The organism is Spirillospora sp. NPDC127506 (genome assembly GCF_040302145.1).
In the GTDB taxonomy this organism is placed as follows: domain Bacteria; phylum Actinomycetota; class Actinomycetes; order Streptosporangiales; family Streptosporangiaceae; genus Spirillospora.
On record NZ_JBEORG010000043.1, the window covers coordinates 36811 to 51169 of the forward strand.

12 protein-coding genes and 1 pseudogene are annotated in these 14359 nt (G+C 69.9%); 5 read left to right on the forward strand and 8 right to left on the reverse strand.

The window, feature by feature from the left end:
• Window positions 1-10 precede the first annotated feature (10 nt).
• Window positions 11-445: a GNAT family N-acetyltransferase gene (locus ABTW95_RS29995; RefSeq protein WP_500228045.1), complete on the forward strand. Its 435-nt coding sequence runs from the start codon at window positions 11-13 to the stop codon at window positions 443-445.
• Window positions 446-447: 2 nt separating this feature from the next.
• On the opposite strand, the gene ABTW95_RS30000 is transcribed toward ABTW95_RS29995, so the two are convergent.
• From ABTW95_RS30000 to ABTW95_RS30030, 7 genes are all read right to left on the reverse strand, one after another.
• Complete coding sequence (locus ABTW95_RS30000) at window positions 448-975, reverse strand: hypothetical protein (protein ID WP_500228035.1); 528 nt, start codon at window positions 973-975, stop codon at window positions 448-450.
• Window positions 976-1021: 46 nt separating this feature from the next.
• On the reverse strand, window positions 1022-2305 hold the full coding sequence (locus ABTW95_RS30005; protein ID WP_500228036.1) for a hypothetical protein: 1284 nt from the start codon (window positions 2303-2305) through the stop codon (window positions 1022-1024).
• Between the two features lie 144 nt (window positions 2306-2449).
• Complete coding sequence (locus ABTW95_RS30010; RefSeq protein ID WP_500228037.1) at window positions 2450-3229, reverse strand: TSUP family transporter; 780 nt, start codon at window positions 3227-3229, stop codon at window positions 2450-2452.
• Window positions 3230-3338: 109 nt separating this feature from the next.
• Window positions 3339-4061, reverse strand: coding sequence for a class I SAM-dependent methyltransferase (locus tag ABTW95_RS30015; RefSeq protein WP_500228038.1), 723 nt, complete (start codon window positions 4059-4061; stop codon window positions 3339-3341).
• 5 nt (window positions 4062-4066) lie between these two features.
• On the reverse strand, window positions 4067-5053 hold the full coding sequence (locus ABTW95_RS30020) for an ABC transporter substrate-binding protein (RefSeq protein ID WP_500228039.1): 987 nt from the start codon (window positions 5051-5053) through the stop codon (window positions 4067-4069).
• On the reverse strand, window positions 5050-5889 hold the full coding sequence (locus tag ABTW95_RS30025; protein ID WP_500228040.1) for an ABC transporter ATP-binding protein: 840 nt from the start codon (window positions 5887-5889) through the stop codon (window positions 5050-5052). Before ABTW95_RS30025 ends, ABTW95_RS30020 begins: the two co-directional genes overlap by 4 nt.
• 7 nt (window positions 5890-5896) lie before the next feature.
• Window positions 5897-6916, reverse strand: coding sequence for a FecCD family ABC transporter permease (locus tag ABTW95_RS30030; protein WP_500228041.1), 1020 nt, complete (start codon window positions 6914-6916; stop codon window positions 5897-5899).
• A gap of 832 nt (window positions 6917-7748) precedes the next feature.
• On the opposite strand from ABTW95_RS30030, the pseudogene ABTW95_RS30035 reads away from it, so the two are divergent.
• The 4 genes and pseudogenes from ABTW95_RS30035 to ABTW95_RS30050 all read left to right on the forward strand — a co-directional run.
• Window positions 7749-7877 (forward strand): annotated as a pseudogene (locus ABTW95_RS30035) (group II intron maturase-specific domain-containing protein); the annotation flags it as partial.
• A gap of 96 nt (window positions 7878-7973) precedes the next feature.
• Entirely contained in the window at window positions 7974-8300 is a 327-nt protein-coding gene (locus ABTW95_RS30040; protein ID WP_500228046.1) for a YciI family protein, read from the forward strand.
• Between the two features lie 53 nt (window positions 8301-8353).
• Window positions 8354-9535 carry an RNA polymerase sigma factor gene (locus tag ABTW95_RS30045; RefSeq protein ID WP_500228042.1) on the forward strand — a complete coding sequence of 394 codons (1182 nt, stop codon included), beginning with the start codon at window positions 8354-8356 and terminating at the stop codon, window positions 9533-9535.
• A 46-nt stretch (window positions 9536-9581) separates the two neighbouring features.
• A complete protein-coding gene (locus ABTW95_RS30050) occupies window positions 9582-10805 on the forward strand; it encodes an MFS transporter (RefSeq protein WP_500228043.1) in 1224 nt (407 codons plus the stop codon).
• A gap of 866 nt (window positions 10806-11671) precedes the next feature.
• On the opposite strand, the gene ABTW95_RS30055 is transcribed toward ABTW95_RS30050, so the two are convergent.
• On the reverse strand, window positions 11672-13609 hold the full coding sequence (locus ABTW95_RS30055) for an AAA family ATPase (protein WP_089327881.1): 1938 nt from the start codon (window positions 13607-13609) through the stop codon (window positions 11672-11674).
• Window positions 13610-14359 lie beyond the last annotated feature (750 nt).

The following is a 14359-nucleotide window of genomic DNA, read 5'->3' on the forward strand; positions in this document are numbered from 1 at the left end:
CCATAAGAGCATCACCCGCTCAGGCCCCGCGGACCGCGGCGCCCACCGGACCCCGGATCATGCTCAGAACACGTTCCCCGGGTCCGGCGGGCGCCGCTTCGCATTCTCCACCCACCACCCGGCCCGGGCGGCCGGTGCCGAGCGCGCGGCCGCGCTCACGCGGAACAGCTTCGAGCTCGCCGAGTTGTTCGTCCACCCCGCCCATCGGAGCCGCGGCCTGGGAGGGACGCTGCTCACCGGGGCCGTCGCGAACTGGGTATCCGCCTGGTTGATCACCCATCCCGGCGCGCCCGCCGCGCGCCTCTACCGGCGGCTGGGCTGGCGCCAGGACGTCGCGCTGCCCGCCGACTTCTACCCGCAGCTGCCGATATCGGTCTATATCCTCGATCGCTCGGAGCCACCGGCCACGGCGGAGAAATGGCAGGCGCAGCTCGATCCGCGCTGACTTCAGCGGGACGCGTAGACCGCCTGGCCGTCCCTGGCGGGCTCGGGCAGTTGCCCGGCGGGGGCCGGGGGCCAGGAGGCGAGGACGGTGGCCAGCCCCGGGACGGAATCGATCATCCGGCGGGCGGTGGTGTCGGTGTTCCGGAGGAATGCCAGGTGCCGGACGGCGTGCGCGGCGACCTGCTCGATGCGCGGCCTGTGCGGAGACGGGCTCGCCGGCCCCTCACCCCGGGCCAGCGGCTCACCGTGCAGCGGCATGGCCGCCGTTTCCGGCCGCGGGTCGGGGCAGCAGGCGTAGGTCAGCAGTACGCGTCCGGCGGGCTCGTGCCGCCAGCTCGTCGAATGCAGCAGGTACTCCTCGGAGTCGCGGGACAGGCCCAGCAGCTCCCGTGCGACCGCGTCCGGATGCCGTCCACCGCCCAGTTCGCCCGCCAGCGCGCGGAAGGCCAGGCCGCCCTCGCCGGTCACCCGCAGAGCCAGCACCTCCACCACGACCGCGGCACCCCCCGCGACGCCCCGATGCGAATCCATCGCAACAGCATCCCATGCGCGATATCGCCGCCGCGCCACGGCCTCCTCATGACCGGTTCCGCCGCCAGCGGGTGCCGTCCGGCATGTCGCGCAACTCCACCCCCGCCGCCCGCAGCGCGTCCCGGACGGCATCGGCGAGTTCGAACCGTCCCGTGCGACGCAGTTCCGCACGCACCTCGACCAGCGGCTCCACCGCGGGACCCAGGGCGTCGCGGGGATCGGCCAGGCCACGGCCCGCCACCTGGCCGAGCCGGACGACCAGGCTGCGCAGCACGCCCCTGGCCCACTCGGTCCCGCCCTCGTCCTCCTCGGTGTCCCCGGCCCATTGCGCCACCGCGGCGTCGATGTCCAGCACGGCCCGCACCAGCGCCTCGGCGTCGCCCTCGCGAACCCCCGCTTCGAAGCGCTCCTCGCAGCCGACGACGGTGTCCCGCAACGTCACCGGCGGCGCCTCCGTGGCACCGTCCTCCCGTACCGGGCGGGGGGCACGCCCGGCCGCCTCGCCCCGCACCAGCGCACGCAGATCGGTCAGCCGCATCGTCTCGCCGGACGCGACGACCACGCTCTCCCCGCGCCGCCGGACGGTCATGGCTCCCCGGCCGCGCACCTGAACCAGGTCACCGCCCTCATCGACCACCGCGGCCGTGTGCTCGTCCAAGCCCAGGACCGCCGCGTCGTCGGGCAACTCGCGCTCCAGGACCCGCAGCCTCCGCTCCCCCAGATAGCAGTAACGGGTGTCGTGCGTGCCGCCCTCGGCGTTGTCGTAATGCGGGATCACCGCGACCTTCAACCCCAGATGCCCCAGCACATCGAGGCCCTCCACCCACCGCGGCCACGCACCCGACTTGTAGATCTCATAGACCGGCAGCGCGAAAGCGCCCAGCGTGCACGCCGCCGCCGACGCGAACACCAGCGCCGCCCGCCCCGTCCGGACGTGGTCGGCCAGCGCCTCCCCGACGGGCCCGCCCCGCCACTGGGCCAGCGCGTAGGTCGGGCTCCCCGGTCCGGCGAACACCCAGTCCGCGCCGCGCACCGCGGCCAACCCCGCATCGCCCCCGGTCCCGGCCGCCTGCGCGTCCGCATCGATCTCCCCCGCCCCGCGCAGCCCGCACGGCACCTCCACCCGCAGCCCCACACTGCGCTCGAAGTACGCCTGCGCACGGGCCGAGATCTCCGCGACGTTGTCCTGGAACCCGTACGGCGTGTCCAGCAGCACCGGCGACGCCGGCCGCAGCCGGGCGACCAGGTCCCGGTGCACGCCCACCATCGTCGGGCTCGTCTCGCCCGACCCCATCAGCACCAGCACCGGCGCCCGCACCCCACCGCTCAAACCGGCCCCCGACCCCGCAGCCCCGCCCGCCCGGCGAACACGCCCATGCCAACGAGCATCGCACCGCCCCACCTGCGCGTCCACGGCCGGATCCGGCATGGGACCCTGAACCCGCACAGCGTCCCCGCCATCGCGCAACGGCAGTCAGCCGATCGCCTGCAGGAGGTAGAGGACGGCCAGCGCGCTCGCCAGCAGCCCGAGGCCGAACCGCAACGCGTCCTCGGGGAGCCGGGGCTGCAGCCGGGCGCCCAGGTAGCCGCCGACCAGCCCGCCCAAGCCGCAGGCCAGGCCCAAGGACCAGTCGGGCGCGATATCACCGTCGACGGTGAACGAGAGCACCGCGTAGGCCGCCGCCCCCACCAGTGAGGTGAGGAAAGTGGAGGCCAGCGCGGCTGGCGCGACCTGGGCGACCGGCATGCCCCGTCCGACCAGGACGGGACCGACGATGGAGCCCCCACCGATCCCGTAGACCCCTCCGACGGTGCCGACGGCCAAGGCCAGCGCAGTGATGAACCGCGGCGAAGGCCGCCCGGAGCGGCGCCGACGCGGACGCAGGGCGCGGACGCACAGCCACAGCCCGAGCGGGAGCAGGAGCAGGCCGACCAGGACACGGAAGCCGGTGGCGCCCGGGACGGCGAACACCCGGATGACCGCCCCGATCACGACGCCGGGGAGCGTCCCGGCGACCAGCAGCCGGGTCAGCTGCCCGGTGAGGTTCCCCTGGCGGTGATGGCGGACCAGGGCGCCCGGGCCGGCGACAACGTTGAACAGCAGGTTGGTCGGGGTGACGGCGGGGCTGGGGACGCCCAGCACGCTGAGCTGCACCGGAAGCAGGAAAACCGCCCCCGACACCCCGACCGGAGCGGTCACCACCGCAATCAGCGCACCGGCGGCGAAGCCCACCAGCTCCGCCTGCGCCGTCATGTCCTCAGCTCCGGCATCGGGTCAAGCCTGCCTCATCACCTCCGGGGCGAGGCGGCCGGGGCGTGTGACGGATCGGCTCCGCCCGGCTGGCCCGTGCCCCGGCGGCCGGTCATCGAGTGCCGGGGTTCCGGGCGGTGATCAGGTGCTGCAGGGTGCGGTGGTGGTCGGTCGCGACGCCATGAACGCCGTCGAGTTCGAACAGTTCGGTCAGGGGCGTGACCTCGACGTCCGCGAAGCCTGTGGCGATGATCCTCTCCTTCCAGGCGGTGATGTCGTCTGCTTCGGCGAGCGCCAGCGCGCGGCGGGCCTCGGCGTCGTAGGCGCGGGCTCGGGGGTCGGTGTCGGAGTGCCGCATTCCGCCGACGTGCCAGGGGGCGTCCACGACGGCGAGGCGGCCGCCCGGCCGGAGCAGGCGGCGCCAGTTGCGCAGTGCGACGTCGACGTCGGGCAGTGTCCAGAGGAGGTAGCGGCTGACGAGCGCGTCGTACGGGGCGCCCGGCGCTTCGGGCTCGACCGCGTCGCCCTGGACGAAGGTGATGTCGTGTCCGCGGCGCCGCGCGTTGTCGCGGGCGAAGGCGATCATGGCGGGCGCGATGTCGATGCCCGTCACCCGGCGGCCGAGGGCGGCGATGGTCAGCGCGGCGTGGCCGGTGCCGGTGCCCACGTCGAGAACGGTTTCGGTGTCGCCGGGCAGGGCGTCCCGCCAGACGCGGGTCCATGCGGCGTCGTAGTCGGGGTGTGCGAGCCGCTGTTCCTGGAATTGCTGGTAGGCGGGTGCGTGCTGGTCCCAGTACCAGGTGATGCGGTCCTGGACCGGTGAGTCCGGAGACATGGCGGTCACTCTCCCTTGAAGTAGGTCGCCAGGCGCTCCAGGCCGTCCAGGACCAGGGGCGTGGGCGGTTCGGTGAAGTTGAACAGCTGCACGTGAATCGCGTCGTCCTTGACCGCGCGCAGATCCTTGGCGCCGGGGATGTCCAGCAGCGCCTGCCTGATCTCCTGCTGGGTGCCGTCGGTGTGCAGCAGGAGGATGGCGTCGGGGTCGCGCCCCAGCAGTTCCTCCATCGAGACTTCGAAGACGCGCTTGTCGGTGTCGGCGAACACGTTCTGGGCACCGAGCGTCTTGAGCTGCGGCGTGGCCATGCTCTGGCCGCCGTAGGCACCGACGGTCCCCTCGCCCCGGTAGGGCCACAGGACCGCGACCTTGCGGCCCTTCTGGTCGGGCAGTCCGGCCTGGACGGTCTGGATGCGCTTCTGGAGATCCCGGACGGCCTGCTCGGCCTTGTCCCGCCGGTCGAAGACCTTCCCGTACAGCCGCATCTGCTCGTAGATCGTCTCGTAGCCGGGGTTCTCGATCCCCTCGGGGCAGAAGCTGGGCTCGTTCAGCACCGGGATGTCGACGGCGGACAGGGCCTCCCGCGAGACGCCGTCGGGCAGGCCGAGCACCACGTCGGGTTCCTCGGCGATGATCGACTCGGTGGAGATCTTCAAGTGTCCGTCGGAGCCGAGCCGGTCGGTGAGGGAGGGGACCTTGTTGACCGCGGCGAGCGTCTCCTCGGAGTAGTACTCCGGCGGGAACTTCCCGGCCCGCGAGGACAGCCGGTCCAGCACACCGAGCGTGGACAGGTACTGCAGCGGAGCACTGTTGACGATCATGACGCGGGAGGGCGCCTTGTCCAGCGTGACGTCCACCCCGCAGTTCTTGACGGTGAAGGGATAGTTCGCCGACGTGTTCCCCCGGCCGCCGTCCCCGGAGCCGGCCGAGCCGCAGGCGGTGAGCGTGGCGGCCAGCAGGCCGACCGTGATCCAGGCGAGGCATCTCTTCATCTGGCGGTCTTCTCCTTGCGGTGATCGGCGTGGCGTCGCGGGTCGGCCGCGGTGGTGGACGCCGGTGCGCATTCGTTGTCGTCGAGCGGATGGAAGAGGAACTGGATGCCGCGGGAGGTGTCGAGGCGTTCTACGCCGACGCCGTAGACGCCTTGGAGGAGCTCAGAGGTCAGCACGTCGGCGCACGGCCCGTGTGCGACGACCTCGCCTTCCTGGAGGACCAGCACGTCGTCGCAGTAGCGGGCGGCCAGATTCAGGTCGTGGAGCACGATGACCGTGGTGATGCCGAGCCCGCGGATCATGGTGAGCAGCTCGTGCTGGAACCGGATGTCGAGGTGGTTGGTCGGCTCGTCCAGCACCAGATGCGTGGGCTGCTGCGCCAGCGCACGGGCGATCATCACGCGCTGCTTCTCGCCACCGGACAACCCGACGAACACCCGGTCCGCGAGATGCCGGGCGCCGACCCGGCGCAGCACGGCCGCCGCGATCCGGTGATCTTCCGCGCTGTTGCGCGAGAACGTTGTCTGGTGCGGTGCCCGGCCGAGCAGGACCATGTCGGCCACCGTCATCGGCAGGTCGCCGGACGACTCCTGGAGGACGACGGCGACCTGCCGGGCGAGCGCGCGGTGCGTGAGGGAGTCCAGCGGGCGTCCGTCGAGCAGGACCCTGCCGCTGCGCGGAGTCACGATCCCGGTGAGCATCCGCACCACCGTGGTCTTGCCGCTGCCGTTGGGCCCGAGCAGCCCGAGGATCCGGCCGGACTCCGCCCGCACGTCGACGTCGCGCACCACGGTCGTCGCGCCGTAGGCATAGGTGAGCCCGCGTCCTTCGATCATGAATGCCTCACTCGCTTCCGGCGTGCAGGCGGCGGACCAGGATCAGCAGGAACGGCGCGCCCACCATCGCGGTGATGATGCCGATCGGCAGCTCCTGCGGGCTCAGGATCATGCGGGCGGCCAGGTCGGCCCACAGCAGGAAGATCGCGCCGATCAGCGCGGCGACCGGAACGGCCCGGCGGTGCGTGGCCCCCACGATGCGCCGGGCCAGGTGCGGGATCACCAGCCCGACGAAGCCGATGCTGCCCGACGCCGCCACCAGCACCCCCACCGCCAGGGACACCAGGACCAGCAGCACCAGGCGGAACCGCGTCGGCGAAATGCCCAGGGTGTGCGCGGTCTCGTCACCGATCGCCAGCACGTCCAACCGCCGCCCCCACAGCGTGAGCAGCGCGATGACCAGGGCGACGGCGGCCAGCACCACGACCAGCGGCGCCGACCAGTGCGCCAGCGCCAAGGTGCCCAGCAGCCAGAACAGCACCGACCGGGACCCCTCTGCCGAGTCGGAGGCGAAGATCAGAAAGCTGGTCAGGGCGTAGAGCGCGTACCCGACGGCCACCCCGGTCATCAGCAACCGCGTAGAGGTGATCCGCCCGGCCGTCCGCGCGATCACGAAGACCAGCAGCGACGCGACCAGCGCCCCCAGGAAGGCGGCGATCTGCAGCGCGTGCTCGCCCCACCCGACACCGAACCCGAACAGGATCGCGGCCGCGGCCCCGGTCGAGCCACCGGAGTTGACCCCCAGCAGGTACGGATCGGCGAGCATGTTGCGCACCATCGCCTGCAACGCCATCCCGGTCACGGCGAGGCCGGCGCCCACCGCCGCCCCCAGCAGCACACGCGGCAACCGCACCCGCCACACGATCGCGTCATGCGACGACTTCCAGGTCACCTCGGCCGGGCTGCCGATCAGGTGATGACCGACGATGTCGAGCACGGTCAGCGGCGACACCGACACCGCGCCCATCCCGACCGCCGCCACCACCGTGCCGCAGAAGACCGCCATCAGCCCGAGTAGAAGCAGCACGTACCGTCGCCGGCGGGAGGACACCCCAAGATCATCATCGTCGGGCTCCGGAACCACGGCCGACCGGACCACCGATGACGAACCCATGCATCCCCTCAGTTACTGCAATCAATGTGCAACAACCAAGACCATGCACTTGCACTCTGTCAAGGGACGGCGGCATATGACAAACAGCTCACCCGAGCACCAAACACCACATCGCACCCACCAGCATGCGCAAACCTCGTCCGAGCAGGTGAAAGTGGAGGCCACCGACACGGAAGCAGCTAGACGCCAAACAGCCGTGGCGGCTCGCTGTCTGGATCGCGCACCGACCGGTCGTCAGGTGCGAAACGGTATGCGGTTGTCCTTTCCCGGTCGAGATCTCATGTCGGGAGCCGAAGCTCTGAGTCGCGTGCGAGCCACTACAACGCGGGAGGCTGTGCGGCCGGTCGCGCCCGGGGGCGCGCACGCGTAGGCCTGTTCGTTTTCCTGGTGGGGGTTCGGGGCAGCCGCGCCTGTCCTGCTCGGTGATCAACCGCTGGAACTGATGGGTCAACCATCCTGGCGACACCGGCTCACCGTTGAGATTGGTGAACACATAACCGCTGTCGAGGTACCCCTGGCCGAACGCCCCCTGCTCGGCCCGCTGCTCCGGTGAGCCCGCAACGCTGTCACGGTGGTGCGGTCCAGCGCGATCACCCGGTTGCTGTGCGGCGTCTTGGGCGCGCACGCGGTCAGCAGGCCGTTCCTGCGCTGCACCTGCCGGAGGATCACCGCGGTTCCTGCGTGTATGTCGACCTCGCACCATCGCAATCCGGCCGCCTCGCCGCGCCGCAGCCCGCGCAGCGCGATGAGGTGGCTGAACCCGATCGTGGCGGGGTGGGTGAACTACTGCGGCCGGTTCTACAGGTCGGAGCTCTATCCGCTGCTCAGGCGCATCAATGTCTACCTGGTGCGTTGGATGAGGAAGAAGTACAAACGGCTGAGGACTGAACGTGTAGATTGCGCCGCGCCGTGTCCATCTACAGCCGTCCCGTTCGTCGTGGGGGTACGTCGACAGGAATGGAGAGGTGACATGCGGTACATGATGCTGGTCTGCGTGGAGGAGTCCGTGGAGCCGGAAGGGGACGACGCGCTGCCCATCGCGTGGACGGATGAGATGGACGCTCGCGGGGTGCGGACGTTCGGTGCCCGGCTGCGGCCGGTCGTGGACGCGACGACCGTGCGGGTCCGCGACGACGAGGTGCTCCTGTCGGACGGGCCGTTCGCCGAGACCAAGGAGCAGATCGCCGGGTTCGATCTGATCGAGTGCCGGGACCTGGACGAGGCGATCGAGGTCGCGTCCAAGCACCCGGCAGCCCGCTTCGGGACGATCGAGGTGAGGCCGCTCTGGGAGGGCTGAACCAGGACGTCGAGGCCGCGGTCGCCTCCGCCTTCCGTGAGGAGTGGGGACGCGTGGTAGCGACCCTGATCCGGTCCTTCGGTGACTGGGACCTGGCCGAGGAGTCCGCACAGGACGCCTTCGCGCAGGCATTGCGGCGCTGGCCCCGGGACGGCGTGCCCGCCCGTCCCGGGGCCTGGCTGACCACGACGGCACGCAACCGCGCCCTGGACCGGCTGCGCCGCCGCACCACGGAGGCCGACAAGCTTCGCAAGGTCGCGACACAGGCGCGACTCGGCACGTCCGTCCCGGCCGTGAAGGCCACCGTGCCGGACGACCGGCTGCGGCTGATCTTCACCTGCTGCCATCCCGCGCTGCCGCTGGAGGCGCGGGTCGCCCTCACCCTGCGCACCCTCACCGGCCTGACCACCGCCGAGATCGCCCGCGCCTTCCTGGTGCCGGAGCCCACGATGGCCAAGCGGCTGGTGCGGGCCAAGAACAAGATCCGGCATGCCGCGATCCCGTACCGGGTGCCGCCGTCCCACCTGCTCCCGGAGCGAACCGGCGGCGTGCTGGCCGTCCTGTACCTGCTGTTCAACGAGGGATACTCGGCGACGGCCGGCGACGGCCCTCTGCGTTCGAACCTGTGCGCGGAAGCGATCCGCCTGGCCCGCCTGCTGATGCGGCTGCTGCCGGACGAGCCGGAGCCGCAGGGACTCGCCGCGCTCATGCTGCTGCACCACGCCCGCCGCACCGCCCGCGTCGACGCCGCCGGTGACCTGGTGACCCTGGAGGACCAGGACCGCACCCGCTGGGACCTCGACGAGATCACCGAGGGCACCGCCCTGCTCGACGCGGCCGTGCGGCGCGGGCGTCCCGGGCCCTACCAGGTGCAGGCCGCGATCGCCGCCTGCCACGCCACGGCCCGGGACGCCGACGACACCGACTGGTCCGAGATCGCCGCGCTCTACGGACGGCTCGTGGAGATGATCCCGTCCGATGTGGTGAAGCTGAACCGAGCGGTGGCGGTGGCCATGGCCGAGGGCCCCGCGGCCGGGCTGGCACTGGTGGACGATCTGGCCGCGTCGGGCGGGCTGTCCCGGTATCACCTGCTCGCGGCCACTCGTGCCGACCTGCTGCGCCGTCTCGGCCGCCGCGCCGAAGCGACCGTCGCGTACCGGGAGGCACTCGAACTGCCGTCCACCGAGGCCGAGCGCCGCTATCTCTCCCGCCGCCTCGCCGAGGTGTCCATCTGACCCTTCTCCCTTCGTCGTCTGGACGAGCGATGAGGAGGAGAGGCAGATGTCAGATCAGAACCCTGCCACCGCGGTCCGGCCGATGACCCCGGTGAACGACAGGCGCGCCGCACCGCGAGCGGTGCTCGCCCGCTGGGCCGTCACCGCCTTGTTCGCCGCCAACGGTCTCACGATCGCCGCCCTGGCCGTGCGCACGCCCTCGTTGAAGATCGAGCACGAGCTGACGGCGGGGCAACTGGGCGTGGTGTCCGCCTTGTTCGGGGTGGCGGCGGTGCTGTCGATGCAGCTCACCGGCGGGCCGGCCGCGCGACTCGGCAGCGCGTGGATCCTGCGGCCGGCGACGCTCGTGCTCCCGTTCGCCCTGCTCGGCGTCGGCCTGGCGGACGGACTGGCTGCGCTGGCCGCCGCGATGCTGTTCTTCGGCGCCGTGCACGGGCTGGTCGACGTGACCATGAACGCGCACGCGGTCGCGGTCGAACGTGAACTGGGCCGTCCGATCATGAACGGGTGTCATGCGGCCTGGAGCATCGGTGCCGTAACCGGGTCGGTGGCCGGTGGCGCCGCCGCGCAGGCGGGCCTGTCCCTGGCCTCCCACTACCTGGTGGTGGGGGTGGGGCTGGTCGCCCTCGCGCTCCTTGCCGCACCTCGCCTGCTGCCCGCGCGCTCGGACCGGCGACCGCGTCCCACGGCCGGTGCGGACCGTCCCGGGTGGCGTACCGGCTGGACGCCTCGCCTGCTGGCGCTCGGGGCCATGGGCGCCACCGTGCTGACCGTCGAGGCCGCCGTCGCCAACTGGAGCGGCGTCTACCTGCACGACGACCTGGGCGCGTCGCTGGGCGTGGCCTCTCTCGGCTACATCGCCTTCATCGCCTGTGAGACCGCGGGACGGCTGGTGGGCGACCGACTTTTCACGCGCCTCCCCGCCCGTGTCCTGATCGGTGCGGGCACCCTCGTCGCGGCAGGAGGCCTGACCGTCGTCGTCCTCAGCCCCTGGGCGTCCCTGACCATCGCAGGTTTCACCGTCATGGGCCTTGGGCTGGCCACGCCGCTTCCAGTGCTCTTCAGCGTGGTCGGGCACCTCGGCGCGGACGGTCCCGGAGCCGCCGGCCTCCTCGCCCGTTTCACGACCATGACCTACTCCGGCATCCTGCTCGGCCCCGCGCTCATCGGCTGGCTGGCCCAAGGAATCGGACTCACCTGGACACTCGCCGCCCTGATTCCCCTCCTAGCCGTCCAGTCCCGCCTGGCCGCCTCCAACCTTCGGAACTAGTGGAGCTGTTCATCGATACCGGCGAGGTGGGCACCAGCCCTGCACTGCCGAAAACTTCATCCGTGCAGGTAAGCCGAGGTCGCCGCCGAGCAAGCCACGAGATCACCGACGGTCCATGGCGGCTCGTTGTCGGCTCGGCAGTTCTGAAACGAATCGGCATGCAGCGACATTAGACAGCAAGGAAACCGGGCGAGATGTGGACGGTTTGGCATACAATGCCACTGTGAAACCCGTTCCGACACGACAATTTCGGACTTTTAATCCGTAGGTTGTGGGTTCGAGTCCCACGCGACCCACCACCCCTGACCAGGGCAAACGGGAGATTGTCCCGGTTTGCCCGCCGCCCGATTCGCCCCGTTCCGTCCCCCTGTCTGCTCGATGTTTGCTCGCGGGCACGGATCGGGCCTGGTCACCCCCCGATTCACATCGATGTTGCCCGGCCGGCAGACACAGTGGTGAGTGCGAGCCCCACCGCCTGCGGGATTGCTGGCACCTATGGGAGGTGGTGCCCTGTAAGTCTCCGCTTGTGGCCGACGCACCAGGAATGGGAGGGCCGCTGCGCCCACTGATCATCTCGCCCGTGGACGACGCCGCCCTCACACGGGTCCTTGGCAAATCGGAGCCGCGGCGAGGTTGGCCATCTTGATCCTCCGCTGGTGATGCGGGCATCATCCGGGCGAACATGGTGTCCTCTCGCCGCGAGCCCACACCAACGAGCCACCCCTAGACGAGCGGACCAGCGTGCGCAGAGGGGGGCCATGACCCGTCGAGATGACGAAGATCATTCCCCTCATCGGGTTCTTGCGCTGGTTGAGCCAGGGTGATCCCCGGGGCGGCCACGGGCCGCCCCCGGGACCAGCGTCCTTCTAGGAGGGAAGCAGGGCGTTCAATCTGGCGAACAGCTGTGCAGCGCGGTTGATGGTGGCGTCGTCGATCGGCTGCTCGGCCAGGACCTCGTGCTGCTTCCGGAGAAGAACGGCGGCAGGCTTGAAATGATCCAGCTTGCCGCCTGCGATGTTGTGCTTGCGGAAGTGATCTTCGACCTGCCGGACGATCCGGGGGTCGTTGGCGTTGAGGTCACCGGTGGTGATCGGGCTCGTCAGGTGCTGTTCGTAGGCGCGGTTCACCAGTTCGACGTAGAGATCGCGCTCGAAGAGGTCCTCGATGTCGGCGTCCGCGGTGCCGGTGAACTCGCTGATCTGGACGAGCCCGTTGGCGGCGAGCCGGTCGTTGTCGCGCAGGTGCTTGACAGCCCCGACGTCCTTGGTGCTGGAGTCGACCAAGACCGCGACGTGGAGTTTGTTAGCACCCAGGAGGGTGACGAAGGTGGACAGCTTGCCCGACCCGCCGATCGGCGTCTTGACCCAGCGGGGGTCGAGTCCCTCAAGCCCCTTGGCCTGGGCCAGGTCGGACAGGACGTCGAGGTAGATGAGGTCGCTGGGGCCCTCGAGGAGCAGTGTGTGCTCGCCGACGAACAGCGTCTGGCTCATCTCGATGCCCATGGACGTCAGCAGCGGGAAGACGGTATCGCTGTCAGCCTTGAAGATCTCCGAGGAGATCTTCGTGCCGACCTTCTCGCGGTCGATGACAGTGCGGACGCGGTGCAGACGGTCCGGCGAAACCATGAAGGGCGAGTGCGTGGTGTAGAGGACCTGGTGCTTGGGCGCCAGCCGCTTGTCGATCAGACGCAGCAGGTCGTGCTGGGCGCGGCCGTGCAGGGACAGGCCCGGCTCGTCCAGCAGCAGGATGAGGTTGCTGGTGGCCGCCTCCTCCAGGTCGGTGAAGTAGGCCAGGAAGGAGAAGAACCAGACGAAGCCGCGGGAGCGTTCGTCGAACGGGACCGAGGCGCGGTGGCGCCGGTTGAAGACCCGGATCTGCAGGATCGGCCCCTCGTTGTAGGGCGGGGCGGCCCCGGTCTCGGCCGGCAGGACCTGGAGTTCGACCTCGAGCTCGTCGTTCTGCGACCAGTACTCGAAGACTTCGTCGGAGATCACGTTCCCGGAGTTCTCCAGCTCCCTGATCAGTCGTTCGTGCTGGTCAGTCTCGTGGAAGTCCTCCAGCGTGACGTCGGCCATGGCCAGAAGGCTGAGCAAAGCGCGCTCGCCCCGGTCGATGTCCTCGGCGTCGCGCCGGCGGATCAGATCCGGGATGGAGATCTTGCCGGGCATCGAGTCGTAGTCGTCGAAGTACACGAACTTCGGCATGTTGGGGACCGCGTACTGATCGATCAGGTAGAGGTTGACGTCCTCGCCCCGCCAGTCGCGGATCCGTTCCACCAGCTCCTGTGCGGTGGACGGCGGCTCCGCCAGGTTGTCGAGCGCTTGCAGGAGTTCCGCGATCGTGGTCGCGGCGTTGACGTCCTGGGCCGCCGTGCGCGGAAGGTCCACTCCGGCGCGCAGGTGCTTGACGATCACCTCCTCGTCATAGTCGTGGACGATGCTCCGGCGGCTGTTGCGGTACCCGATCGTCACCGTGAACTCCGGGCTGCGCAGGGCACCGGCACCGAGATCCTCCTCGATCTCGAGGATCTCCTCGGGCTCGTAGCGGAAGGTGGCCACCACCACGGGGATCCGGCGTCCGTCGGGGTACTCCTTGCGCTTGCGGGTGAGCCGGGCCGGAAAGTCGATCACTTCGTCGAACGTCGCGGCGGCTTCGACGGGGTTGAGCCGGTAGAGCCCCTGAAGGGCGGTCGTCTTCCCGGACTCGTTCTTGCCGACCAAGCAGGTGACGTCGGGTTCGACGTCCAGCCGGCCCGAGTCCTCGATTGACCGGTAGTGGGTGATGTGCGCTGCGACGAGCTGCATCCGAACCTCCATGAAGGGTGGTCCGGCGCACGAGGGTGAGGACACATAGGTGTAACAGGTCGGTAGCCGGGTGTGGCTCACCTGCTGACCTCGGGATATGGTCTAGGTGCGAATCAAGACGGAACCCCGGTGCTCGCGGAACCCGCGTGCGCCGGGGTTTTCGCGTTCGAACTAGCGTACTACTCCGCGGCGGCACTTTCGATTCACATAGCTGGACCCGGAAATTCGCCACAATCCCGCTATGGATAGCTCACAAACCCGACGTCAACCGAACGCCATTCTCGAATCATATTCGGGAATCCATCATGGCGAAGATGATCAAAGGGGTCCTACTGAGAGCCTGCGGAGCAGGGAGTGAGTCAGGTTGGCGGCACGACCGGCAACCACCAAACGTTCCTTAGGTCGACCCCATGCTGCAGCCTCATCCAGTTCGGATGCGCCCGGCCGGATTGGCCTCACAACGGCATCCGGCAGCCATTGTGCGCCCGTACCAAATGGCTCGGCAGCCAGGATCCGAGGCCAGGACGTCATGGCTGGGGCGGCAGCCATCGTTGAGGAGCGGCCAGACGGCGGCACCGAGCCCGCGCGGCAGACAACGCCGAGTGAGGACTCGGGCCTGTGGGACGTCGGCGCGTCTCGCTTATGGGCATGCGGCGCTAAGCCTCGATCCACCGATGGTGAATCGAGGTCGATCTCTCGGTCTTTTCGGGAGGACGGTCGAGTTATCGGCCGCCTGTGGGCAGGGGTGAT